This window comes from Vibrio tapetis subsp. tapetis, assembly GCF_900233005.1.
Taxonomy (GTDB): domain Bacteria; phylum Pseudomonadota; class Gammaproteobacteria; order Enterobacterales; family Vibrionaceae; genus Vibrio; species Vibrio tapetis.
This window is the reverse complement of sequence record NZ_LT960611.1, coordinates 947,172-971,611: the sequence shown is the minus strand read 5'-3', so window position 1 is coordinate 971,611 and position 24,440 is coordinate 947,172. Positions and strand designations below refer to the sequence as shown.

Sequence of the window (24,440 nt, the reverse complement as noted above, 5' to 3'; positions counted from 1 at the left end):
GGCGGGCTGTCTGCGGCTAAGCCATCTTTATTCCATCAAGGTGGCTATGACACTGTTGGCGTGCAGTGCCGAAGAATGCTTGTAGGTAGTGCTTTTGGCCTTCGCTATTACGTGTGGCTGCAAATAGCCTGCGCCATAAGCCGTCACCTAAAGGTAGGCTTTTGACTAAGCCTTGCCTAGAAAACTCACTCACAGCCCAATTTGGCAGAGCGGCTACACCTAATCCTGCCGATACCATCTGAACCAGCATGAGTGTATTGTCGGACTGCTTCCACTTAGCAGGCTCAACGCCTGCGGGGTGAAGAAAGTGTTTAACGACGTCTAAACGCTGTTTTTGTACCGGGTAAGAGATCATCGTTTGATCCATTAAATCTTCAGGTTCGATACGAGTCTTCGATGCTAAAGGGTGGTGGGTCGCAGTGACTAAACGCATTTCGAAATCAAACAAAGGCTCGTAGTGAACTTCGGCTCTAGGTTGAATATCCGAGGTAATCACTAAGTCTAGTTCCCCCGCGAGTAATGCAGGTAAGGGCTCGAAACCAAAACCTGCAGAAAAATCCAGTGTCACATTTGGCCAACCCAACTGATATTCTTTGATAGCCGGCATTAACCACTGAAAACAAGAGTGGCACTCGATCGCCATATGAAGTCGGCCATTGACGTCTTCTTTTAGTCCGGCTAAATCACTTTCCGCTTTGGCTAACTTAGGGAGCACGTCATCAGCAACCTTCAGCAAGATGTTTCCTTCAGCGGTGAATTTAACAGGACGAGTTTTTCGCAAGAATAGCTGACCGCCGATGCGTGACTCTAGCTCTTTGAGTTGATGAGACAGAGCTGACTGAGTTAGATGGAGCGATGTAGCCGTAGCGGTCAGAGATCCTGTTTCCCTCAGAGAAGCCAAAGTTCTTAAGTGCTTTAGTTCAATCATGAAATCCCTTCAATTCGTCATTAAATCTATTAACAATTTTAATTAAGATACGTCTAAACGGAATTATTGTAAACGTCTAGATGTCTATAATCTTCTAATGATGAAAGTTCTTCATATTCAAATTGAATAATTGCCGTTTGCGCATAATACGAGTTTGGGTGATATTTTAGCCATCTAGACATCTTAATCTCGCTTATTAAAGGACTATTATTATGACAACAACTCAGACCCACATTCTTGGTTATCCACGCATTGGTGAAAAACGCGAACTAAAATTTGCACAAGAAAAATATTGGCGCGGTGAAATCAATGCCGAGCAACTAAAAACAGTTGGCCGTGATCTCAGACTGCGCCATTGGCAAGATCAAGCTGATAATGGCCTTAGCTACGTTACCGCTGGTGACTTTGCATGGTATGACCATGTATTAACCACCAGTCTTCTACTTGGCCATGTTCCTGCCAGACATAATCAAGGCTTTCCTGATCTGGATACCTTGTTCCGAGTAGGCCGTGGTCAATCTCAGTCGAGCTGCGGTTGTGGCGCCGCGGCGTCTGATATGACTAAGTGGTTTAATACTAACTACCACTATATTGTTCCTGAATTCAGTAAAGATGACACGTTCGAAGTAAGTTGGCCGCAACTTTTTGATGAAGTAAATGAAGCCATTCAAGCCGGACATAATGTGAAGCCAGTGCTGCTTGGGCCGGTAAGCTACTTATTTTTAGGTAAGGAAGTTGAAGATGGGTTTGACCGCTTAACTCTACTGCCGAGATTACTGTCAGCCTATCAAGGTATTCTTGCTAAATTGGAGAAGCTCGGGGTGGAATGGGTACAAATAGATGAACCGATTCTGGGGTTAGATCTCGATAAAGCTTGGCTGGATAGCTTTAAGCTCGCGTACCAAGTGATACAAAGTGACGTTAAGCTCCTGTTCACGACTTACTTTGCCACGATAGAGGATAACTTAGACATTATAACGTCGCTACCTGTTGACGGTTTGCATGCGGATTTTTCAGCCGCGCCTAAGCAACTTGACGCCGTGGTGAACAAGTTACCCGACGATTGGGTGCTCTCTGCGGGGGTTATTAACGGCAGAAATGTATGGCGTACAGATGTGAATCATTGGCTTGAAAAGCTTACAGCCGTAAAAGAGAAAATAGGCGAGAGACTTTGGGTAGCAAGTTCCTGCTCACTGCTCCATAGCCCCATTGATCTGGACTTAGAAACCAACTTAACAGGGGAGGTGAGAAGTTGGTTTGCATTTGCAAAACAAAAACTGGCGGAAGTTAATCTACTCGCGCTCGCACTTAACCATAATCAAGAAGCCATTAAACAGTGCCAAGCTTATAGTCAACCTATTGTGGACCGTCTGACGGCGACTCACGTAAATAAACCAAGCGTTAAAACCCGTGTTAACGCCATTACAGAACGCTTAGCCGAGCGAAGTGCCCCATACGCCGAGCGTGCGCATCATCAATTGGAGGTATTGAACTTACCGTTGCTACCAACCACGACGATAGGCTCATTTCCTCAAACCAGTGAAATACGCACTCAGCGCAATGCTTATCGTCACGGCAAGTTAGCAGAAGCTGAATACGAACAAGTCATGAAAGGGCACATTGAAGATGCGGTAAAACGACAAGAAGCGCTCGATTTAGATGTATTGGTGCATGGAGAAGCTGAACGTAACGACATGGTTGAGTACTTTGCTGAAAACTTGTCAGGCTTCCAAACTACTCAGTTCGGATGGGTACAAAGCTACGGCTCTCGCTGCGTTAAGCCGGCCATCGTGGTTGCCGATGTTGAGCGTGAACAGCCAATAACGGTAAAATGGTCGACTTACGCGCAGTCTCTTACTCGTAAAAAAATGAAAGGAATGCTGACAGGGCCAGTAACGATATTGTGTTGGACGTTTCCTCGTGAAGACATTACTCGTAAAGAAATCGCCCAGCAAATCGCGTTGGCATTGCGAGACGAAGTCGAAGATTTGCAACAAGCAGGGATCAATATTATTCAAATTGATGAACCAGCTATTCGTGAAGGTCTGCCACTTAAAAAGCGAGAGCATCAGAATTATTTGGATTGGGCGGTAGAGGCATTTAAAATTTCGGCGGCGAGTGCGAATCCAGAGACGCAAATTCATACCCATATGTGTTACAGCGAATTTAACGAAATTATCGATTCAGTGGCTGCACTTGATGCAGACGTCATTACCATCGAAACGTCGCGTTCGAATATGGAGTTACTGAATGCATTTGAAGAGTTTAACTACCCAAATGAAATTGGCCCTGGTGTGTATGATATTCACTCACCCAATATTCCTAACCAAGAATGGATCGTTGAATTAATTGAAAAGGCAGCAGCACAAATTCCGGTTGAACGTTTATGGGTAAACCCCGATTGTGGTCTTAAAACAAGGAATTGGGAGGAAACGGAAGCGGCATTAACTAACATGGTTTCCGCTGCGAAAACGTTACGTAAGAAACTTAAGTAATACGGCCTGTGTAAAAAAGCCCTACACGTGTGGTGTAGGGCTTTTGATATATAGCTTTTGATATCTAGACGTAGATACAATGCAGATTGGGTTTAGTATACCCAATCACGCAGAGTAAACGTGAGCTCATGCTCTTCGCCTTTAAGAATTAGTGATTCTTTGGTTAGCGTAATATCGCTCCACTCAGACAATGTACCCGCAACCACTTGCTCGGTTTGCATTGCGGTATCTGAACACATCATCATTGTCATACCCATGCCGTCTACTCGAAATTTACCGTCTTTTAATTCAGCTTGACCAAAGTAGGTATTACAGCCAGCGAAGCCATTGGCCGACATTTTTTCGCCCACTTCAATGCTTGGCGCTTTTGCTTCTGCCGGTAGAGAAATGGCTTTACCGTCAACTTTGGCTAATATCCAATGGTGATGTTGCAGATCTGTTGGTGTGATTTCTGCTGCGTTGTCACTGTTTGAACATGCCGCTAAAAGGATAGGAAGGGCAAGTACAGCCAAATGCTTTTTCATTTTAAGCTCCGATGGAATAGATAGTTTACTCCTGCATTATAGACAACTAATTTGTTATCGTGTCAGCAAAAAGTCATAAAATATCTCTCATTTTTTAGTTAATAACGTATTGTTAAATGAGTACGTTATTTATAGGTACACCTAGACCGAGCATATTAATTAAGGAGCGGAGAAATGGAGCAGTTAGAGTTTTTTTCGGTTCCAAGCCCGTGTGTTGGAGTATGTACAACTGATTCAAGAGGTTATTGCCAAGGCTGCATGAGAAAAAGAGAAGAGCGATTTAACTGGTTGCAATTCACTCCAGATCAGCAACGTCACGTGATTAAGCTATGCAAACAGCGTTACAAACGGAAAATGGCCAAAGGCAAAATTGGCAAGCCAGTCGACGAGCCCGATGACTCTCCACAACAGAATTTATTCTAGCGAGAGCATGTAACGTAACATAACTATTTTATTTCTAAAGTTCTTGGTTCATCAGCCGAAGTAATATCTATCAAGAAATGGAGTTATTGAGCTGGAGTAATAGAACTATGAACGAAGAATCAGCAGAGCAGAAGCGCAAATATTATCGCCTAAAATACCCAAAGCGAGCGATGCCAGTGATGAGGATTCAAGGTGAGCAGTTTCATGTCAGTGAAGTGTCGGAAAAAGGCATTCGTATTATCATGAACCGCATATCCAGTTTGTATCATGGTTTAAGCCTAGCAGGGAGTGTCAAACTTCATGGCGATCATAGTATTAAGATTGAAGGCGCTGTGCTGAGAATGGAAAACTCAGAAGTGATTTTGCAGCTTTCAAAAGGGCCAAGCTTTAAAGATATGGTTCAAGAGCAGCGTTTTATCCGTAATAAGTACCCGACTTATTTTTCGCGCATGCGCACTCAAGCTGCGTAATAGCGATAGAACCGTTCATTCTTACCTAAAAGCCCGAATTTAATCGGGCTTTTTATTTTATTCTTTCAAAAGAGAACGGTGGAGCCACTAAACGTGAACGGCTGCACATAGCCTATTTGTTCAGAAAGCTAGCGGCTTCACAAAGCGAGCAGGCTCACAAATCTCGTCAGTTCGTATAAATCTTGCGTTATTTGCGAATGATCATTTGTTCACGCTCTGGCCCAACCGATACCATGACAACCGGTACACCCATCAGTTCTTCAATGCGATTTACGTAGTCTTGCGCGCTTTGAGGAAGATTTTCAAAGGTACGGCAACCAGTGAGATCTTCGTCCCATCCCTGCATTTTTTCATAAACAGGTTTAAGCTCTGCAGTTTGAGGCCAGATCGGATTCTCACTGTGTTCGCCATCGTAGGCAACACAAATTCTAAGGTCTTTCATTCCCGTTAGGCAATCTATCTTGGTCAGTGCAATCTCGGTTGCGGCTTGCAGTTCAACGCCATTTCGAGTGGCGACAGCATCAAAATAACCCATATCACGTGGGCGTCCAGTAACGGCACCATACTCGTTCGAGCTTTCGCGGAAGTTGTCTTGCTCTTCCATTGCGGTGACTAAGGTTCCTGTTCCCACCGATGAACTGAATGATTTCGCGACAGCAATAATACGTTCTGGTCTTAATGCAGGTAAGCCACTACCAATCCCAGCATACGCCGCAGTCACATTTGATGATGTTGTCCACGGGTATTCTCCATAAACGAGGTCTCGGCCTGCGCCCAGTTGTGCTTCAAATAATAGGTTTGCATCGTCGGCTTGCAGTGCTTTAAGAGGTTCGGTGACGTTGCAAATAAAGGGACGCCAAGATTTCGTCACGTCGAGTAACCATGCAGTAAGTTCGGCGGCACTCTGTGTGTAATCGCAATCTGGGTATAACGCTTTTAATTGAGGCATTTTCCAATCGAGCATAAATTGAATTCGTTGTTCTAGTACGTCTGGCTGATTTAACCAACCGACTAATATGCCTTTTTTCATGACACGGTCGCCGTAAGCGGGTGCGATGCCCTGACGAGTGGAACCGTAGGCAGCATCGCCAAGACGTTGTTCTTCTAGCGTATCTTCAAGTGCATGGAGAGGAAGGCACAAAGTAGCGCGATCAGAGATGCGCAAATTTACCGCCACCCCAGTTGCTTTAACTTCTTCAATTTCTTCCGTAAGAGCGGCTGGGCTTATTACCATTCCTGGCCCCAGAACAGCGATACAATTCGGATTGAAAATACCGCTTGGCAGTTGGTGCAGTTTAAACGTACCAAAGTCATTAACAACGGTATGACCGGCATTGTTGCCACCTTGAAAGCGAATGCTAGCAGAAGCATCTGATGCTAAAAAGTCAACGATACGGCCTTTACCTTCATCACCCCAATTGGCACCCACAACGACAATAGACGACATAATATTTCTCCGAATTGATTAAGAAATCATCTTAGACGTGTCGATAAAATAAGAGAAATTAATTATAGTGATTAACTTGATAAGAATTCCATATAACCATAATCGATGCCGATTAAGTTACCTGACATGAAAGGTGGAACAATGCTTGATATCCATTGGCTTAAAACGTTTGTCACGCTGGCGCAATACAAACATTTTGGTAAAGCGGCAATTGCGTTGCATATGACTCAGCCGAATGTCAGTTTGCATCTTAAACAATTAGAGCAAGCCACAGGCGTTAAACTTATTGATCGAAGCCCATTTCACTTAACTCAAGCGGGCGATCGGTTACTCGAAAGTAGTCAGAGAACGCTTCAAGAATTACAGGTTTGCCAAGCGGATTTAAACGCTCTAAACGATCTCGACAGAGGCACCATTACCATCGCAGCCAGCGATATTATCTCTCGGATATTACTTATTGAGGCGTTTAAGCTGTTTAAAGAACGGTACCCAGGCATCGATATTGCGCTATTAAACACGACGTCATCGCAGGCTTCTGAACTGGTGAGAAAGGCAGAGGCTGATCTTGGGTTTGTTATCTCCCAGAAGCAGACACAACCGCTACACTTTGTTGAATTACAGCAAGTTAAGTGGGTCGCATTCGGTAATGGATTTGAACGAAATACGGAACAAGGTAATGAGCTGACCCTGATTTTGTTAGGTCATGATACACGCACAAGAGATCTGATTGATGGTGCACTGCCTAAGCTCAATCTTTCTAACTATAGAATTATGGAAGTGGGCAGCGTTGATGCGCAAATTGATTGGGCAGAAGCGGGATTTGGGGTAGCCATCGTTCCTGAGTTCGCCTTATCGACTCAGCGTCAACTCACATCGATGGTTACGCCTTTGCCTGATTTCCCCACGACCGATTTGGGTTACATTGTGAGGCAAAATCAGATCCTATCTAAAGCCACCAAGCAGCTTCTTCATTGGGTTGATGATGGCATTTCTCTACTACAAAGAGCAAAGTAGACACACACTTAAAAAAATCACCTAACGGGTGGTGCTAGACATAGAACAAAATAGAGCAAAGTAGACACACACGAAATAAAGTTCGTAAAAAAACGGTTAGATGCGAGTCGTGTATTGCTAAGTTTATAGTATTACTGCCCCATAAAAGCGCACAACGTGGCGGGTTTAAGCAATTATTAACATCACTTTGAATTGTAAATAAACGCGGTTAGCCAACTCAATGCTGGCGTAGTGTTTTGAAGCATAAAGTGGGTTAGCTGTCTATTCTAGCGGGTAATAGTGAATTCTGGATTTATCTAAAGCGGCTTTTGCATGCTCAAGGTAACAAGGTGAGCCTATTGCTGTGGAACGTTTTCTTTCGAGTGAAGTGCAGACTTCTAACCAAGTATTTTGATTGAAGTTTAACCTTTCAATAATCGGTGGAAGATGCTCAGCCATCGGTGCTTTATCTTCTCGAAATTGCCTTGCGGTCCAGTCCACTAATTCTATGTAATCTAGTAACTGAAAAGGTATTCCGTCAATTAGTTTTTTATTGGAATTACCAATGAATGGGTGCAAACAAGGCGCGCTTTCTTGGTTGTCGGTTAGCGCCTTTAATCTTGCTTTTATTGAGGTAAAGTTAGATTGTTCAGGGGATTTAGCAATACCAGCACGAACGGGGTTTAGGTCTACGTACGCCATGGCCGCAGCTAAGGCTTTGTCATCAAGAAGAGCTTGGCTTTTGAAGCGGCTTTCCCAAAAGTGGCCAGAACACTGATCTTCTTGGTTGGCCTTACAGGCAAGATCGTAGTTCAGTTCTTTCATAAACCAGCTTAACGACCATAGTCTTTCTCGCCATACCTCGATGATTTCTAAACACTTATCTTCTTCAGTTTGGGTCTTTAGTTCTTTCTTTAACCAACGCTGAATTAAAACGGGTAGTTTATGTTCAGAACTCCAGCGCTCAACCACACCATCAAGTGATAATCCAAGGGCTTTGTCGCGATTGATGTGCAGCACCACGTGGTAGTGATTGCTCATTACGGCATACGCGCAGACATCGATACAATAGGTGTGGGTGAGAGATTGAATTTTGTGCTCAACCCACTCTCTACGATGCTCATAACTCGTATTTGTGACGGTATCTTCACCACATAAATAGCTTTGTCTTACGCATCTCGAAACACAGTGATAATAGGGTGTTGCATCGACGGATATGAGTTGTTTTCTAGCGGTTGCCATGAACGGTTCCATTGAGTTTTTTACCAAGATAGCAATTGAGATAGGTAGGGAAAGTTTAGTGTTTAGAATTGGAGTAGTGCCGACGTAAACTCAGTCTCTTTATCATACTATGTGGTGTGTGTCCGGTGAGGGGGGGGGGAGCTATTCAGTGTTTGTTTCTGGTAATACTAGTGGCAGATTAATGGTAAAACAGGTGCCGTTATCTACTTCGCTAGCAACGGTTATTTCACCACAAAGCAGGCCCATTACTAAGTTATAGGAGATGTTTAAGCCTAAACCTGAACTGCCGTGGCCCAAGCGTGTGGTGAAAAATGGGTCGAATACTTTTGATAGGTATTCTGGCTGAATACCGCGGCCATTGTCTGTCACGGTAATTGACGCATGATGTTCATCAACTAGCGTGCATCGAATGATAATGCGTTTATCGTCCTGATCTGAAAAAGCGTGAGTGACGGCGTTAGAAAGCAAGTTCATTAACACCTGTGTTAATGGGCCCGGGTAACTGTTCATCTTTATATCTGGTTCAAAATCTTCCTCTAAAATGACGTTGTCCCGTGACAAGCTTGGCATCATGGTAATTTTGAGTTCATGGAGTATTTCGGGGAGGTCAAACTCCCTGCGTTGGTAGCTTGATTGATCAACAGCGACTTGCTTGAAGCTTGTAATTAATTCGGCAGCGCGATGTAGGTTGTTTTCGATACTGGCAGAAGACAGTAAGGTTTTTTCTAAATGGTCATCTAAATCTGAGCGACGTAACCCATTCTCAACGGCTTGATTGAGTTTGTCGTTCATCTCTTTTTGTGAGCTTGCGAGCATCAGAGCATTACCGATAGGGGTGTTCAGTTCGTGGGCAATCCCCGCAACTAATGAACCCAACCCAGCCAGTTTTTCTGATTGCACTAATTCATTCTGGGTCGTTTTTAAGGTTTCAAGCGCTTGCTGCAACTCTTGAGTTCGTTCTTTAACCCGATGTTCGAGCTGCAGTGTTTGTTGCTCGATCGTGTTTAAATGCTCACGTCGTTCTTGCTCGGTTCTGGCGGCACTTTCAAACCAATGGCGCCATTTAGTGGGGGTGTGAGGAATAGCAATATCGTTAGTTTCTGGCAGTTCTTCTGTAAATTTGGCAAGTTGCAGAGCGGGTTGGCTGTAGTGTCTATGCTGATATAGAACCAAAATGACTAATAAGACAGCGAAGATGGCCGCCATGACAAGGTTGGGTAATATGGCATCGGTCGTGAAGGTTTGAATTTCACTATTGGTGATCTCTAGCACTAAGTTCCACGGTGTGCCATCGAGTTGATAAGCAACCCAGTACCCTAGTTTCGCGTGTTGTAACTCTCCTGAAGTAACGTTATGGGCTTCACCAACATCCAGCAGTGATAATACATCTGGGTGCGAGATGTTTTCCTCGGTATTAGTGAGGGTACCCCCACTGTCTGCCACTACAATGCCATTTTTATCAACTAAGACGAGGCGACCTATCTTATTTCGTTTTTTTGTGAGTATGCTATCGAGCACTTTCAGTGTGATGTCCGTTCCGACGGCGCCGATAAAGTTATCTTCTTGGTAGACGGGGGCAAGCAGTGAAATCATCATTCCCTTACCACCAGCATCCATATAAGGTGTTGTCCAAACTTTGCCTCGAGCTGGGTTACCCGTTGGATTCACTAATTGGAGAGGGTAAGTTCCCCCGGCTTCGTAGATGACTCGCAAGGCATCATCCATATTCTCAGTACCGGTGGCGGTGAGCATGTCTTGATGGCCGATCCAAGGATAAATCTGAGTGAGTACTTTGTCGGCGTCGTAATAGTAGCTCCACTGAAAGTCCGCATGTTGGCGGTGGGTGGCGACGACTTCAGGCATCATGCTTAACAGTGTGAGTACATCAAATGAAATGTCTCGGTGATTCGACTGGAGGTAAATTTGCCCGACTTTCTCTCTTACGTCTTCGGGTAGGTTATCCCAGAGTGCGCCAGGTGGAGAGTGGAGAGATTGATCCGCGAGAAATTTGAAACTCGTCATGTTGGGGATCAATTCAGGGTACTCACGAGCACTTTCGAGTGAATAGCGCATTTCATCAACATGATTAAGTGTAATAGAAACGGTTTTACTCAGCGTGAGTAGGGTTTCTAGGCCACGGTGCCTTTCTTCGTTTAGTAGCTGAGACTTTATCTGTTTGCTTAGGTAAAATGCGTTAACAGCGGTTAGCAAAATGATCAGCAACAGGCCACCATAGACCATAATTTGATAACGGCGAATAAAGGCTTTGGTGTTTAGTCGCTCTGGCGATTGTGTAACGTTACCCGTCTTATCTGCATCGCTTTTCATTATTTGTTCCTCTGCAAGCTTCTTCAGTATAGAAGTTCTGGCCAGTTTTGCTTGATGAGTACGAGCTGTTACTTGTTGATATAGATGTTAATATGGGGCTTATTAGTCACTTATTGTATGAAAAGTGCCGAATAGGGCGCTTTATTAGTTGAGGTAAAAGGAATGAAAATCGCATTAACAACCGTCGCTATTGTGCTGTTTCTTAGTGGCTGTGCGGATACATGGAAAGGCGTTCAAAGCGACTCTTCAACGATCTGGGATGAAACTAAAAAGACCACCAATAAGGTTGTGAAAGACACGAAAGAAGTGATTCACGAGGCAACAGAGTAAAGCAAGACAACGGCGAGTCAGTGGTTAACTGACGACGCTGAGTGTAAAGGGCTGCTGGGATCATCAGCCCTTAATATACATAGAGTACCGTTATAAAATATCAATCGTGATATCCGCAAAGGTGTGAACTTCACCACCGAATGTATTTTTAAATGACTCCGCGTCTTCTTTGGTGCTAAAGCTGGCAAGAGTCGGGCCCATTGCGCCGGTTTCGCTAGACCCAATCACATACCATGCGGTTCTCGCATCAATAAAATACTGATCTTCTGGCTTTAACCAAGGTGTTTTGCTCATGTCGTGGACAAATATTTCTCGTGCTTGGCGAGCATTTTCTGGCTGGAGTAAAAATGCAAATAAGTCACGCGTGGAGCAAAACTTCATTACATTGTCATTGGCACCTTGGTAAGATTCGCCTTTAGGGCCAGGGAAATTACTGATGATCATACCGCAAAGGTGACATTCGTCTCCGCTTTCAATTGCAGCGGCTTGACGTGCCATTTTTTCTTGAGGCTCTTCACTGCACCCGATTAAGGCGGTGAACAGTACTATTAATAGTGACCATTTTTTAAAACTGAACGGTTTCATGTGTGCCTCGTTATAGTGTCTTTTTACGGAAAATAATCAATGCTAATCCCAGTGGTGCGACAACCCAAGCCAGCATGGCAGCAAGTAACGCCGCGGTAGAAAAGCTGCTGTTAATCGCGACGGCGAGCACGCCACTGACATCACCGGTGTTTAGTGTTGATAGGTTAATGAGCCGAAACAAATCGGCAGGGTTAAACATCATGACTTGTACTAAGCCATGTTGAGTTAAGCCCTCGTTGCCACTGATTAAGAGTGCGAGCAAAGCAAGATCAAATATCAGCACAAAGAACAGCCAAACCATGAGGGCAATCCCCGCCGCTTTCGATTTTTCGTTGACGATTAAGCTGATTAGGTAAGCCAAGCTAATAAAGCAAAGGCCCAATAAAGTAGACGTGATGATAAATAGGCTGAATGCAGGAACGATGGATTCTATGTCCGTTGTGACACTAAGCAGTACGCCCGCGCTACCAAATCCAATAACGGTAGCAAGGGTGATGATGCTCGCCTGACCAACGAATTTACCCAGTAACAATTGCGCATGGCTTATAGGGTAAGTCATGAGTAGCAACAACGTGCCTGACTCCTGCTCACCCACAAAGCTGTCGTAACAAAGTAGCAGTGCGATAAGGGGGATGATAAAGACCGATAAACTTGAAAGACTCGCAATGGTGGTGGAAAGAGAAGGCGAACTCAGTTGCCCCGATGCCACACTGCCATAGTAGCTAAGGCCAATAGAGAGTAACGAGAAAATGAAGGTGATAGAAACTAACCAGCGGTTTCGTAACCCGTCTTGAAACTCTTTGAGTCCTACTGCGATGATTGGGTTCATTGAGACTTCTCCTTTTCGACCATTGATTGGGAAGAGCCGCTATTCAAAAAGTGCTGATATATTTGCTCGAGATTGGCCGGAGAAACCTGAATATCGCTGATAGAGTCGTAATTCATTAGCTCTTTTATGATGCTCATTTTCTCTGTTTCAGGAATATGTAATTGATCGGCTGTCACCATAAATCCTGCTAGCTTATTATTGGCTGCAAGTGCACCGTTGATACCATGAGTTTTTATGATAACGGGTAGGCTGGCTTGTTGGCGCAATTCATTAAGCGTACCAGCGGCAACGGTTCTTCCATGGGACAAGATCATCGCTCGGTCGATGTGCTGTTCGACACCAGGAAGAACATGGGAACAGAGCAGAACACTGGCGCCTTGGTTTTTTAGGCGATCGACGCTGGTATAAAACTCTTGTGTCGCAATGGGGTCAAGCCCGACGGTAGGTTCATCAAGCAACAATAATTTAGGCTCCCCCAAGAAAGCTTGCGCTAAACCTAACCGCTGACGCATGCCTTTCGAGTAGTGCTTTACTTGGCGATGAAGCGCATCCGATAGGCCCACATCCGAGAGTAAGGAAATAGCCTGAGATTTGGGTACAGACTTGAGCCTAGCAAAATAGGTGAGTACTTCTAAGCCAGTGAGTTGGTCATAAAAGCTGACGTTCTCGGGTAGGTAACCGATGGCCTTTCGACCATGCCAAGCTTGCTTACTACTTGGATCCCGTTCGAATACTTTTACCTCACCGCTGGTGGCTGAAATCACGCCCAGTATGAGTTTCATTAACGTTGTTTTACCTGCGCCATTATGGCCAAACAAACCAAGCACCTCGCCACTGCTTAAATTGAGGTCTACGTTATCTAGTGCACGCAATTGTTTGTACTGTTTGGTCACGCCTTTAAGCGATACTAATTGATTCATGAGCGCGTTCCTGTCGTGTCCGCTTGAGAAGGCTTGATACTTGGTTGCATCATGAGCGGGTGTGAGTCTTTTATGCCGGGTGGTTTTAATACAGGGAACTGTTTTTGTATCCAACGCAGCATTAATACTGACGGGCTGTCTAACAGTACTTTCGACTCAGGGTACTTCCATACCACTTTGTCTATGCCGTCATTGGGTTCAAATGGTGTGTCGCCAATATTGTTATTGTCCAAATCCCAGCCAAGATAATTGCTCCAAAAGTTACCAACGCCATTTTGGCTCCATTCTTGTTTCTGGTTAGATACGTATTTGACTTGGATTGGATTGTTTAAAAAGCTGTTGCCAAATATCTTGCCGTTTTCAGATCCCGCAGTCAGATGAATCCCGATTTCTGCTGTATCGATGATGTTATGACTGATGGTGTTATAACCAGAGTTGTAAACAAATAGTCCTTTACCGTCTCGCCCGATCACCTTATTTTCAGGCTTGGTCCAAACGTTCTTTATTTGGTTATAGCTGATGTCTGATTGAGTGATGAAGTTCATCAACATGCCGTAGTCTTCGCTATCTAAACTGCGATTGCCATGGACGGTCAGTTGGCGAGAGCTCATTAATGCGTAACCGGCACGTGTGTTGTAGGCGAAATTATCGATAACACGATTATGGTGTGAATACATGTAGTGAATACCGTAGCGAAGGTCGTGCATCGTGTTGCCACGTAATTCACTGTCTTGGCTAGAAATAATATAGAGACCATCACGCGTTTTGCTTACGGTGTTACCAATTACTAAAGCGTTTTTAACGCTTGAGAGTTGGATGCCATTGCCTCGGTCTGCCGAGCGTAGTGTTGGATTACCTTCAATGGTATTGTTTTCAACCCGTATTTTGTCGACACGCTGCGCCCATATCCCAAAGGCATCGCCTTTGAATGTATTGCCTCTGTAGGTGAGATTCTTGAGTGATTTTTCGTTGTAAATGCCTGCGTTTTGCTCGGTTAAATCGTCACCCCAGTTGATGATCTTGAGGTTTTCAATAACGGTGTCGGACGCAAAGACAGTAATCGCGTTACCTTTACCGTTGGCATTAATGGTCGCGCCTTGCTTACCTTGCAACGTGATGCTTTGGTTGACGACAAAATTCCCCAAGTATTCCCCACCATCAATGACGACGGTATCGCCAGGTTGGCTTAAGTCGAGCATGTTTTGCAGGTTATCTTGAGGTGTTACTGTGATGACTGCCGCTAATACGCTTGATTGAATCAATGAGAGAAGCGATAACCATAGCCAATTTCGTTGCTTCAAATGCGGCTCCTTGTATTGGAATGTACCGAATAAATAGGGCACGTTACCGTGCCCAATAAGCTCTTGATTATTTATGCTTCAACCAGCATCCGACCACGCATTTCCATGTGTAGTGCATGACAGAACCAGTTACAGTAATACCACTGAACGCCAGGTTTATCGGCGATGAAGGTGATAGAAGCGGTTGCTTGTGGGCCAATCTCCATTTGCACACCGTGATTCGTTACGCAGAACCCATGTGTCACATCTTCAATCATATCAAGGTTGGTTACTACGATTGTGACCTCGTCACCAAGCTTGACTTTAAACTCATTCATGCCGAACGTTGGTGCAATTGAGGTCATGTAAACACGAACTTTGTTGCCCTCACGAATGACCTTGTTTTCAGTCATTACGTTGACACCGTCTTTTTCTGCCATTGCAATGGTTTCGGCAAACATGGAGTCATCACGAGTCCATATTTTGTCTGGTTTAACTTTACTGCGGTGCACAATCATACAGTCGTGCGGTTCTGCGAACGTTGGTCCATCATGAACCAGTTTCATTTCGTCGCCGGAGATATCGATAAGCTGATCGTTTTCAGGGCGAAGTGGTCCTACTGGTAGGAATCGGTCTTTAGAGAACTTACAAAGAGAGACTAACCATTTACCATCCGCATCGCGTGTTTCCCCTTGTGACGTATGGTTGTGCCCTGGTTGGTAGTGAACATCCAATTTTTGGCGAATGTAGTTCACTTTCTCGCCGTTGTGCGCTTTGATTGCGTCTTCAACGTTCCATTTGGCAATTTGGCTGTCTAGAAAAAGGGTGGTGTAAGCGTTGCCTTTGTTATCAAATGCAGTATGCAGTGGACCTAAGCCCAGCTCTGGTTCCGCAACGATGGTGTCACGAGGTTTGATCTTATCTGCGAACAAGTCATCCAGTTTATTGATAGCAATCACTGATACCGTTGGAGACAATTTACCATTAGCGACAAAGTACTTACCGTCAGAAGACGTGTTCATACCGTGTGGAGACTTAGGCACAGGGATGTAGCGAGTTAGGTCAGAACCTTTGCGTCCGTCCAATACAGGAACATCGTTTCCGTTATATGTTTTGAACTTGCCAGCTTTTAACGCAGCTTCACAACGAGCTAGATTAAATATAACCACATGGTCACGCTCCGCGGTAATCATTTCACCCAAGTTCATGCCCATTTCTGAGTTGTAACAAGTCGAGGCAAAGTATTTACCGTCGTAGTCCGCATCTGTGTTGTCAAGGTTCCCATCTACCATGACTTGGAAAGCCATTTCCATGCTTTCAGCATCAATGACATTATATAGGGAGCGGTAACTTCCAACGTCTTCTAGGCTGGCTTTACCATCATTATTCATCGGAATTTCGAATTCACTATTACACATAACGTACTTGGTGTATGGCACTTTTTGAACTCGTAAACCATGAATGGCTTGTACGTTAGGAATGGTCAGCATTTTGTCTGTTTTCATTACATTACAGCGAATACGAGCCACACGGCTGTTCGCTTTATCGTTGATGAAAACGTACTTACCGTTGTAGTGGCCATCCGTCATACTCATGTGAGGGTGATGAGAGTCACCACACAGAATATGAGCGCTGTCGCCTTTAACACGCTTACTTTCGTTTGTGAGACCCCAGCCAGTTGCGCTGTCGGTGTTAAAAACGGGAATACGCATTAATTCGCGCATAGAAGGGACACCAAGGATACGAACTTCACCTGAGTGACCACCACTCCAAAACCCGTAATATTCATCTTGTTCGCCAGGATGAATGAACGGGCTGTTTTTGATTTCAGATGCTTGCGCTTTTGCCATGGAAGCGAACATAGCCGCCGTCATTGGGGCTGCGGCTACGCCTAAACCAACAGCGGCGCTTTTGCCGAAAAACTTACGTCTTTCTGTGTTTACCGGTGTGTTCTCGTCTTCAAGTTTGTTCTTGTCATCACTCATGGTAAATCTCCATTTTACGATTTTGTACACTGATGGTTTAGCTAACAAATGTGTTATTCAATGGGCTAGTTACTTCAGCCATTTCATATTTCGGTCACGGGGATCTCAGTGCTCTCTTGTTTACGTTTTTTACGTGCCATTTTTTTCAATGGTGGGCACTTGCCATCGTTGTAATAGGTGATTTGGCAATCCAAGCAATAGTGACATTCACGCATGTTTATCACGCCATTAGGCTGTATCGCTTGGATCTCGCATTCTTTCGCGCAGGTTTTGCAAGGAGAACCACATTCTGGGCGACGTTTCAGCCAGTCGAATAAGCGCACGCTATTGGACACAGAGAGCGCAGCCCCAAGTGGGCAAAGATAACGACAGAATGTCTTACGATTAAACAAATTGATGACCAATAAGAATGCGGCCCAAAGAATGAACGGCCATTCGCGGTCAAATTTAAGTAAGAAGGTGGTTTTAAATGGTTCGATTTCAGCAAACTGTTCGGCCAAGGCAAGGGAATCTAATGAAACTCCAAACAAAGCCAGTAAGATGAGGTATTTAATGGCCCATAATCTCTCGTGAACAGCCCAAGGTAGTTCAAATTGCGGGATCTTAATGTAGCGGGCGAATTGGTTAATGAGTTCTTGTAGTGCACCAAACGGGCATAGCCAGCCGCAGTATACGGCACGTCCCCATAACAACATGGTCACGGCCGCGGCGCACCATAATATAAAGATGACAGGGTCGAGTAAGAATAAATCCCACGAAAAGCCTTTAACCATGGATTGTAAGAAGGTGAAGACATTAACAACAGAAAGTTGACCTCCCCAAACCCAGCCGATAAAAACAACCGTGACGACGAGAAATCCGTGCCGTAATCGGTGCATAAAGGTAGGGTGTTTTACTAATACGTCTTGGAAAAAGAGAATGAAGAGTAATACGCCGATCAAAGCTAGCAAGATGTTTACTTTGATAAGGTTTTCATCCCATACCTGCTCGGTTAGGCTTAATTCAGGTGGCAGTACAATGGGTTCTGGCGTGTTGACGTAATGTTCCAGTGTGTCGTAACTGCCTTTGAAACTGGTAAATACACTGTCTATTGGGCCAGTTTGTCTGCGAACTAACAGTTCAAGCTGCCAGCTCGCTCCGGGATCAAATTCATGATGGGCTTGGACTTTGAAGACCGACATTTCTTTGAATCTCGGCGCGTCATTGACGAACAAGTCTGAAATTCTATTGTGGTCTAGATCTCGAAAGGAGGTTTCGTTATCGTTTTGGTGGATCTGAATACGATCAAAGATTCCGCCACGCACATAGCCAGACCCTTTATAAGAATAGCCATTACCAAATACCGCAATAAGATGCTCGCCAGTTTTAAGTTGCTTCATTTGCCATTCGTATTCAGCATCACCAAACAGGTTTTTTCCTATTGTTGGGATGTCAGCCAGTGCGTAGTAAATTTCAGCAAACATGTCGTTTTTTTCTGAAGCAGGAACAGTATCTACGTTTTCTCCGTCCGTTCCGTCAAATGCTTTTTGTACGGTTTCATTGGTTAGATACAGTTTTCTAATTGAGCCATCGCCCGTCAGGTCTAACCAGCTTTTGGGCGCAAAGACGTCTTTTTTGATCGTAGATATCGGCTGAATGATATTGCTTTGTCGTTTAATGATGCCAAGCGATTCTGCCGCCTTGTTTGCGGCTTTTGTTATCGCGACATTCATGACCATCACGGTGACTGTCGCGCCAGATAATCCATCAATAGGGACGTAACCTTGGTTAGGTTTTCCGCCAACTTTGATTCTATCTTTGACTGACAGGCCGACATATTGGTCACCGAAATCCCATAGCTTTTGTTCTGGTATTCCCGCCAATATGATGGGCTCATGATGCTCAAGCACTTTTGATGTTACGTATTCCCCTTCCGGGTTGATGGCAACCAGCATATTGACCGGTTCGCCAGAATACGCGGGGATTCTAGCGATGTCATCCGTTTCAAATGCGTAGCCAAGTACGGTGTCGTCTTTTTTTATGATTCGAAGAAGAGGGTCACCTTGTTTCTCTGAAATCGTCGTAAGTTCTGGAAAAGCATCATGAATGAGCGGAATAGGGTCTTTAGGAGGACTAACAAACAGTGCGTGGCTAGAAAACGATACTAACAATAATGCGCACAGAGGAATTAACGACATAAGTCGATTTGTGCTTTTTATTGTGAAGCTCAGCATTCCACTTTTTCGGTCCATTTCCAGCTCCGCGCGACGCACTTCAAATACAAGTACCCAGCCTAGAGCTTTGAATTTATCTCGAATTGATTTGTGTCAATTTATTGATAATGGCATGTTTCATAAATGTGATGACGGTAGGGTGTTGGTAAATATTACCCTAAAGAGTGATGCGGTAATGGTGATGGTGTCTGGCTTTATTTGCCATAGCGGTGGTAAGTGGCGGTGCTGTTATCCGATGTAATCATAGTTGTTTAAAAACGACGCTGTCTATTTTCTACTCCCTAACTATTTGATCTTTGTCACAACTTGTATGGTGATAAAGTCACCGATCAATCCACTTACCTCTAAAGTATTAGTTTAATGCGATGTAGGTCACTGTATGTAGGGTGTGGGTTTTATTAGCATCCCAATGCGCAATAAATTGCAACGCCCGTCACATGCGCAAGGCTTAATAAAGTGGCTAGGAATATAAAAACAAATCCGTAAATAGGGATAATTATAAAATGAACAAACCTCGTCTATCGTTTTGGCAAATTTGGAATATGAGCTTCGGCTTCTTGGGGATTCAATTTGGTTTTGGGTTACAAAATGCCAATGTTAGTCGTATTTTTGAAACTCTCGGTGCAAGTATCGATCAGATCCCTATTTTGTGGATCGCGGCGCCATTAACCGGGCTGTTGGTTCAGCCAATTATTGGCTATTTTAGTGACCGTACGTGGACGCGCCTTGGGCGCCGTCGTCCATTCTTCTTAGCGGGTGCTATCGCGTCTTCTTTTGCTCTTATCATCATGCCTTACTCTCCGTATCTTTGGGTCGCAGCGGGTATGCTTTGGATCTTGGATGCATCGATTAATATCTCAATGGAACCATTTCGAGCCTTAGTTGCAGATAATCTACCATCGGAGCAGCGAACCAAAGGTTTTGCCGTCCAAACCTTTTTTATTGGTGTAGGTTCGGTCATTGCCTCTGCAATGCCATACGTGGTGACAAATGTGTTTGGTGTTGCGAATACGGCACCGGCTGGTGAAATTCCTGATTCAGTTAAAATCTCTTTCATTTGTGGTGCCGTGGTGTTTTTGGCTTCCATTATTTGGACGGTAATGCGCACTAAAGAGTACTCTCCGACTGAGATGGCATCTTTTGAAGGTGAAAGTCTAGAACAAGATAAGCAACAAGAAGAGAAAGCAACGTTCAAAGAGATTGTCGCAGATCTTAAAGCCATGCCTAAAACCATGATGCAATTAGCCCTAGTGCAATTCTTCTCCTGGTTCGCGCTATTTGCCATGTGGATTTACACCACGTCTGCGGTAACTAACCATGTATTTGGCGCAACAGATTCGAGTTCGGCTTTATATAACGAAGGAGCGGATTGGGTAGGGCTATGTTTTGCGGCATACAACGGTATTTCGGCGTTAGCGGCTTTTGCGCTGCCTTGGCTTGCTGACCGTACCAGCCGAAAGTTTGTCCATGGTCTGTCTTTAGTGATCGGTGGGATTAGTCTTGCGTCGATTTCGCTAATCACCGATCCCAATATGTTGATGCTGAACATGGTTGGTATTGGTATCGCGTGGGCCAGTATTTTATGTATGCCTTATGCCATTTTGGCGGGCGCACTACCTTCAAGAAAAATGGGCTTTTATATGGGCGTTTTTAACTTCTTTATCGTGCTACCACAGATTACCGCGGCGGGCATTTTAGGCTTCTTTACCCGTTGGGCATTTGATGGAGATACTATGATGTCGTTGGTTTTGGGCGGACTGTCGATGATATTCGCAGGCTTTATGGTCGTCTTGGTGAAAGATCAGGATGAACCAAATAAAGTAATTGCTGCTAAGTCACAAACTGCGCGAGCGTAATAACAGAAACTAATACTAAGCCAGACGATCGAAGTTTGGCTTATTTTTTGAGGTCAGCAGTGGCAATGCAACGTAGTTACGTAATAGAAGTTGTGATGTTTCACTATTGATAAACAACAATTAGGTGAACTCTTGCTAAAAAACAAACTAATATTTAATGCTGTTTCATTGGCTCTTTTGGGCTGTGTGAGTACGACGGCTAATGCCAACCAAGTTCAATCATTTCAATATAGCAGCCAAAGTAACTACAAGATATCAGCTGCTGATGTATTTCGACTCAGAAAAAATTATCCAGATCTTGCTCTTACCAAAGCACTAAGACCGATCTTCTCAACGTTGTATTATAGTGAAGCGCAATTCAAACAGGCATTGATCAAGCAACTTGGTGACGAGAATGTTAACAAGGTTTATCAAGACCTTAAGCCTCTCGCAACGTTGCCTCCCCTATATCTGAATCTTTCTGTGTTAACCGATAACACTTTTCAGTTGAGCTATCGTAATGATGCGACGGAGCCTCTTAGTCACTCTGAGCTGCTCGATTTAACTAGACTCCCTCCAGTGAAAACCCTAGCAACTAAAGTGAATGGCTTTACGACCAACAAAATGACCGTAAATGTCGATCCAATGAGCTTGTGTGTCTCTGTAGAGGATAAACAACAGACGCTAAATCAGATATGTCCTGATGCTGCCAGCGCATTTACTGTTCAAGCGAGCGATGAGTATCGGTTATCAGGCCTTGGACAGGAATTTCAACATCCGGGAATAATAAATGGCGATTGGAATGGAAAAGTTCGCCACTCAGGAAACCAGATGGAAGGCTTTAATGGTGGGGCTACGGGGAATACTTTGTTCCCGATACTCTATGCAACCAGTCCAGAGCTAACTGACTTTAGCATTTACTTAGATAATATGTATTCGACTCAGTGGGACTTTACTCGCACACCTTGGCAGGTAAGGTCTTCGCAAGGAGACGTTAATATGTTGGTCAGCTTGTCTGAAAATCAAGCTCAGCTACGTGATACTTATATGACGATGGTGGGTAAGCCGCTAGTTCCACCAAGAAAGATGTTCGGTATGTGGTTATCTGAATATGGGTTTGATAACTGGCAAGAACTTGATGATAAGCTCGCGACACTAAAGAATGGCGACTTCCCTATTGATGGTGTGGTAATGGATCTGCAATGGTTCGGTAATGTCGAAGGCAATGATCCTATGAGCCAAATGGGCACTCTAACTTGGGATCGGAAACATTTCCCGCAACCAGAAGAAAAAATCAAAGCCCTCAAAAAGCAGGGTGTTGGCATGATGTTGATTGAAGAGTCATATGTCAGCAGTGGTCTCGATGAACATAAGATAATGGAGCAATCAGGATACCTTGCGCAAGATCCAACGACCGGTAAAGCCATCAATGCTCGATCAGATGGTGGTGGCAGCTGGTGGGGTAAAGGCGGGATGATCGATTGGACTAACCTTGAAGGTGCAACTAAATGGCACGACTGGAAGCGTGCGCCATTGATCGATATGGGTATTATGGGTCACTGGACTGATTTAGGTGAACCAGAAATCTATAATAGTAATGGCGTATATGCTAACGGGAAAGCTCATGCAGATATTCATAACTGGTTCAATTATAAATGGATAGAGAGTATATATGCGGGTTATCAACGTCATGGAACTGAACAAAGACCATTTATGATGTCTCGTTCTGGAGCTCCGGGTATTCAACGCTTTGGTGCGTCGATGTGGTCAGGGGATATTGGTTCGAACTTGACGAGTCTTGCGGTACACATTGCTATGCAAAATAACATGATGCTGTCTGGTATCGACTATTATGGCTCGGATATTGGCGGTTTTCACCGAAAGGGCTTAGGTGTGAGTAAGCAAGAAAAGCCTGCCGTCCTTAAAGAAACATATACGCAACGGTTTGCTTATAGTTCATTGTTTGATGTCCCGGTGCGTCCTCATACTGAAAATCTTTGTAACTGCAAAGAAACCGCGCCAGATAGAATTGGTGATAAGGCGAGTAACAAGGCAAATATAGAACTTCGTTATCAGTTAATTCCATACTTGTATTCAAATGCGCATCAGGCTCATATACACGGTAAGCCGGTCTTTCCTAGTCTTGCTTATCAGTATCCAAATGATGTGAATGCTCAAGCACTGCATAATCACAAGATGCTAGGAGAATCATTATTGAGTGTTGGTGTCGCTAAGCTAGGACAACGAGAAACTAATGTGTATCTTCCCGCAGGCAAATGGTTCGATTACCGCACTGGGCAAGGTTATCAGTCTAAAGCTGGCACAGAGCTTAAACACCAATCTCTCTATACGAGTAAAGAAGGGGCGACTCGTTATCAATTGCCGTTGTTCGCGAAAGAAGGGGCAATTGTACCATTCAACCCTAACTCTGAATTAACCAGTGAAGTACCAAATACCATTGCGCTTAAAGTGTTTGGTTTGCCCACTCACAGCGATTTTACCTTGTATGAAGATGACGGAGAAACGACGAACTATTTGAATGGCGAACTTAGGAAAACTGAGATTCAAGTTAATTCGACCGCTAATAATGCAGAGCTTTCATTTGTAACAACTGGGTCGTACTTAAATGCGCCAACGAAACGTCCACTCCTAATTGAATGGTATCTTTCTGGCCAACAAGTTCATCGAATATCATTAGATGGCAAATTGATTAAGGGGTGGACGCAAGATAATGGCCGTTTACTTGTAGAGATTGATCCGCTCGATGTTCGCAGCGCATATTCTATTATCGTTGAATTTGAATGACAGAGTAGGATTAGATATTAAGTTGTAAAAGCGCTAACCAATGGTTGGCGTTTTTTCTATGCTCTGTGTCTGAATGTGTTCAGGGGACCGTTACGCTGTTTTTGAGGGCTCAAAAACGGTGAAAGCCCGATGTTGGTAGCATCGGGCTTTCGAATTTTCTAGATTCTCGGATGGTAAGGCCGATAGTCTTATATGCAAAAGATAGGGTTTCTATCTTTGTAAATTCTTTTGGGTAAAAGAATTATACGCGGATGAAATCCATGTGCTCAACTTTTGGCTTGAACGCGTGACGTTGAACGTCTTGTGGCTTAACCTTAACTTCTGCGCCATCAATCACAAGAGTGATTGTTTCGTAGAACTCAGGCTTATCCATTTGCGTGATAACTTCAGAGTGAGTTAACGCGATAGATACAGGTGCTGCTTCACCACCGTAAACAACTGCTGGGAATTGGCCAGCGTGACGTAGGCGGCGGCTCGCACCCTTACCTAGTTCAGTACGTACTACTGCTTCAAATTTCATTGTATTTACTCTCAAAATAGTAAAATTAAACTTCATTGCTAACGTAGCGACCCAGTTAGCAATGCGTGGTTCACAATCTTCATTGGTAGTGATGATTGGAACGAGCGCGGATACTATCACTCAATCCTAACCAGAGCAAGAGTTTCAGGCTTAATCCAGACTAAATTTAGCTTTTTTCGATTCCCTTGCTCAATATGTTTGAATGAACGCGTAAAGTGGTTAGATTCCAGACAGTTATTCGGGTTTAAGGATTGTAAGGTGTTAGAGCAATCTTTGTGCGGGAAACAA

19 protein-coding genes are annotated in these 24,440 nt (G+C 44.2%); 7 read left to right on the top strand and 12 right to left on the bottom strand.

Going from position 1 to position 24,440, the window contains the following annotated elements; all coding sequences use genetic code 11:
* Positions 1-16: 16 nt before the first annotated feature.
* Positions 17-928: a LysR substrate-binding domain-containing protein gene (locus tag VTAP4600_RS04320; protein ID WP_102521662.1), complete on the bottom strand. Its 912-nt coding sequence runs from the start codon at positions 926-928 to the stop codon at positions 17-19.
* A 212-nt stretch (positions 929-1,140) separates the two neighbouring features.
* Between VTAP4600_RS04320 and metE the strand changes: the two genes are divergently transcribed.
* On the top strand, positions 1,141-3,423 hold the full coding sequence (gene metE / locus VTAP4600_RS04315) for a 5-methyltetrahydropteroyltriglutamate--homocysteine S-methyltransferase (protein WP_102521661.1): 2,283 nt from the start codon (positions 1,141-1,143) through the stop codon (positions 3,421-3,423).
* A gap of 92 nt (positions 3,424-3,515) precedes the next feature.
* Here metE and VTAP4600_RS04310 read toward each other — a convergent pair whose 3' ends face one another.
* Positions 3,516-3,947 carry an META domain-containing protein gene (locus VTAP4600_RS04310; RefSeq protein ID WP_102521660.1) on the bottom strand — a complete coding sequence of 144 codons (432 nt, stop codon included), beginning with the start codon at positions 3,945-3,947 and terminating at the stop codon, positions 3,516-3,518.
* A 174-nt stretch (positions 3,948-4,121) separates the two neighbouring features.
* On the opposite strand from VTAP4600_RS04310, the gene VTAP4600_RS04305 reads away from it, so the two are divergent.
* Together VTAP4600_RS04305 and VTAP4600_RS04300 are read left to right on the top strand one after the other, a co-directional pair.
* A complete protein-coding gene (locus VTAP4600_RS04305) occupies positions 4,122-4,370 on the top strand; it encodes a DUF1289 domain-containing protein (RefSeq protein WP_102521659.1) in 249 nt (82 codons plus the stop codon).
* A gap of 107 nt (positions 4,371-4,477) precedes the next feature.
* Entirely contained in the window at positions 4,478-4,840 is a 363-nt protein-coding gene (locus tag VTAP4600_RS04300) for a PilZ domain-containing protein (RefSeq protein WP_102521658.1), read from the top strand.
* A gap of 187 nt (positions 4,841-5,027) precedes the next feature.
* Here VTAP4600_RS04300 and VTAP4600_RS04295 read toward each other — a convergent pair whose 3' ends face one another.
* Positions 5,028-6,287, bottom strand: coding sequence for an adenylosuccinate synthase (locus tag VTAP4600_RS04295; RefSeq protein WP_102521657.1), 1,260 nt, complete (start codon positions 6,285-6,287; stop codon positions 5,028-5,030).
* A 141-nt stretch (positions 6,288-6,428) separates the two neighbouring features.
* On the opposite strand from VTAP4600_RS04295, the gene VTAP4600_RS04290 reads away from it, so the two are divergent.
* Complete coding sequence (locus VTAP4600_RS04290; RefSeq protein ID WP_102523904.1) at positions 6,429-7,301, top strand: LysR family transcriptional regulator; 873 nt, start codon at positions 6,429-6,431, stop codon at positions 7,299-7,301.
* Between the two features lie 261 nt (positions 7,302-7,562).
* Here the strand turns inward: VTAP4600_RS04290 and VTAP4600_RS04285 are convergent, their stop codons facing one another.
* Entirely contained in the window at positions 7,563-8,522 is a 960-nt protein-coding gene (locus tag VTAP4600_RS04285; protein ID WP_172443065.1) for a transposase, read from the bottom strand.
* Between the two features lie 141 nt (positions 8,523-8,663).
* Positions 8,664-10,850 (bottom strand): ATP-binding protein, encoded by a 2,187-nt coding sequence (locus VTAP4600_RS04280; protein ID WP_231897865.1) that lies wholly within the window; start codon positions 10,848-10,850, stop codon positions 8,664-8,666.
* 162 nt (positions 10,851-11,012) lie between these two features.
* Between VTAP4600_RS04280 and VTAP4600_RS26075 the strand changes: the two genes are divergently transcribed.
* Positions 11,013-11,180, top strand: a complete 168-nt coding sequence (locus tag VTAP4600_RS26075; protein WP_102521656.1) for an entericidin EcnAB — start codon at positions 11,013-11,015, stop codon at positions 11,178-11,180.
* A 90-nt stretch (positions 11,181-11,270) separates the two neighbouring features.
* On the opposite strand, the gene VTAP4600_RS04270 is transcribed toward VTAP4600_RS26075, so the two are convergent.
* The 6 genes from VTAP4600_RS04270 to nosR all read right to left on the bottom strand — a co-directional run bounded on the left by VTAP4600_RS04270 (position 11,271) and on the right by nosR (position 19,010).
* Positions 11,271-11,765, bottom strand: coding sequence for a nitrous oxide reductase accessory protein NosL (locus tag VTAP4600_RS04270; RefSeq protein ID WP_102521655.1), 495 nt, complete (start codon positions 11,763-11,765; stop codon positions 11,271-11,273).
* 10 nt (positions 11,766-11,775) lie between these two features.
* Positions 11,776-12,594: an ABC transporter permease gene (locus VTAP4600_RS04265; RefSeq protein ID WP_102521654.1), complete on the bottom strand. Its 819-nt coding sequence runs from the start codon at positions 12,592-12,594 to the stop codon at positions 11,776-11,778.
* On the bottom strand, positions 12,591-13,514 hold the full coding sequence (locus VTAP4600_RS04260) for an ABC transporter ATP-binding protein (RefSeq protein WP_102521653.1): 924 nt from the start codon (positions 13,512-13,514) through the stop codon (positions 12,591-12,593). Before VTAP4600_RS04260 ends, VTAP4600_RS04265 begins: the two co-directional genes overlap by 4 nt.
* Positions 13,511-14,815, bottom strand: a complete 1,305-nt coding sequence (locus tag VTAP4600_RS04255; RefSeq protein ID WP_231897864.1) for a nitrous oxide reductase family maturation protein NosD — start codon at positions 14,813-14,815, stop codon at positions 13,511-13,513. Before VTAP4600_RS04255 ends, VTAP4600_RS04260 begins: the two co-directional genes overlap by 4 nt.
* A 71-nt stretch (positions 14,816-14,886) precedes the next feature.
* Positions 14,887-16,779 (bottom strand): TAT-dependent nitrous-oxide reductase, encoded by a 1,893-nt coding sequence (gene nosZ, locus VTAP4600_RS04250; protein ID WP_102521652.1) that lies wholly within the window; start codon positions 16,777-16,779, stop codon positions 14,887-14,889.
* 83 nt (positions 16,780-16,862) lie between these two features.
* Positions 16,863-19,010 (bottom strand): transcriptional regulator NosR, encoded by a 2,148-nt coding sequence (nosR, locus tag VTAP4600_RS04245; protein WP_231897863.1) that lies wholly within the window; start codon positions 19,008-19,010, stop codon positions 16,863-16,865.
* Positions 19,011-19,495: 485 nt separating this feature from the next.
* On the opposite strand from nosR, the gene VTAP4600_RS04240 reads away from it, so the two are divergent.
* Both VTAP4600_RS04240 and VTAP4600_RS04235 read left to right on the top strand, forming a co-directional pair.
* Positions 19,496-20,848, top strand: coding sequence for an MFS transporter (locus VTAP4600_RS04240; protein ID WP_102521651.1), 1,353 nt, complete (start codon positions 19,496-19,498; stop codon positions 20,846-20,848).
* A gap of 132 nt (positions 20,849-20,980) precedes the next feature.
* Positions 20,981-23,632 (top strand): glycoside hydrolase family 31 protein, encoded by a 2,652-nt coding sequence (locus VTAP4600_RS04235; RefSeq protein WP_231897862.1) that lies wholly within the window; start codon positions 20,981-20,983, stop codon positions 23,630-23,632.
* 241 nt (positions 23,633-23,873) lie between these two features.
* On the opposite strand, the gene rplY is transcribed toward VTAP4600_RS04235, so the two are convergent.
* Positions 23,874-24,152: a 50S ribosomal protein L25 gene (rplY, locus tag VTAP4600_RS04230; RefSeq protein ID WP_102523899.1), complete on the bottom strand. Its 279-nt coding sequence runs from the start codon at positions 24,150-24,152 to the stop codon at positions 23,874-23,876.
* Between the last annotated feature and the right edge of the window lie 288 nt (positions 24,153-24,440).

What these genes read in the sequence shown, in the direction of transcription:
- rplY (WP_102523899.1), bottom strand. Translation starts at nt 24,152, where the DNA reads ATGAAATTTGAAGCAGTAGTACGTACTGAACTAGGTAAGGGTGCGAGC.
- VTAP4600_RS04295 (WP_102521657.1), bottom strand. Translation starts at nt 6,287, where the DNA reads ATGTCGTCTATTGTCGTTGTGGGTGCCAATTGGGGTGATGAAGGTAAA.
- VTAP4600_RS04300 (WP_102521658.1), top strand. Translation starts at nt 4,478, where the DNA reads ATGAACGAAGAATCAGCAGAGCAGAAGCGCAAATATTATCGCCTAAAA.
- VTAP4600_RS04265 (WP_102521654.1), bottom strand. Translation starts at nt 12,594, where the DNA reads ATGAACCCAATCATCGCAGTAGGACTCAAAGAGTTTCAAGACGGGTTA.
- VTAP4600_RS04260 (WP_102521653.1), bottom strand. Translation starts at nt 13,514, where the DNA reads ATGAATCAATTAGTATCGCTTAAAGGCGTGACCAAACAGTACAAACAA.
- VTAP4600_RS04280 (WP_231897865.1), bottom strand. Translation starts at nt 10,850, where the DNA reads ATGAAAAGCGATGCAGATAAGACGGGTAACGTTACACAATCGCCAGAG.
- VTAP4600_RS04270 (WP_102521655.1), bottom strand. Translation starts at nt 11,765, where the DNA reads ATGAAACCGTTCAGTTTTAAAAAATGGTCACTATTAATAGTACTGTTC.
- metE (WP_102521661.1), top strand. Translation starts at nt 1,141, where the DNA reads ATGACAACAACTCAGACCCACATTCTTGGTTATCCACGCATTGGTGAA.
- nosZ (WP_102521652.1), bottom strand. Translation starts at nt 16,779, where the DNA reads ATGAGTGATGACAAGAACAAACTTGAAGACGAGAACACACCGGTAAAC.
- VTAP4600_RS04305 (WP_102521659.1), top strand. Translation starts at nt 4,122, where the DNA reads ATGGAGCAGTTAGAGTTTTTTTCGGTTCCAAGCCCGTGTGTTGGAGTA.
- VTAP4600_RS04290 (WP_102523904.1), top strand. Translation starts at nt 6,429, where the DNA reads ATGCTTGATATCCATTGGCTTAAAACGTTTGTCACGCTGGCGCAATAC.
- VTAP4600_RS04310 (WP_102521660.1), bottom strand. Translation starts at nt 3,947, where the DNA reads ATGAAAAAGCATTTGGCTGTACTTGCCCTTCCTATCCTTTTAGCGGCA.
- VTAP4600_RS26075 (WP_102521656.1), top strand. Translation starts at nt 11,013, where the DNA reads ATGAAAATCGCATTAACAACCGTCGCTATTGTGCTGTTTCTTAGTGGC.
- VTAP4600_RS04240 (WP_102521651.1), top strand. Translation starts at nt 19,496, where the DNA reads ATGAACAAACCTCGTCTATCGTTTTGGCAAATTTGGAATATGAGCTTC.
- VTAP4600_RS04320 (WP_102521662.1), bottom strand. Translation starts at nt 928, where the DNA reads ATGATTGAACTAAAGCACTTAAGAACTTTGGCTTCTCTGAGGGAAACA.
- VTAP4600_RS04285 (WP_172443065.1), bottom strand. Translation starts at nt 8,522, where the DNA reads ATGGCAACCGCTAGAAAACAACTCATATCCGTCGATGCAACACCCTAT.
- nosR (WP_231897863.1), bottom strand. Translation starts at nt 19,010, where the DNA reads ATGGACCGAAAAAGTGGAATGCTGAGCTTCACAATAAAAAGCACAAAT.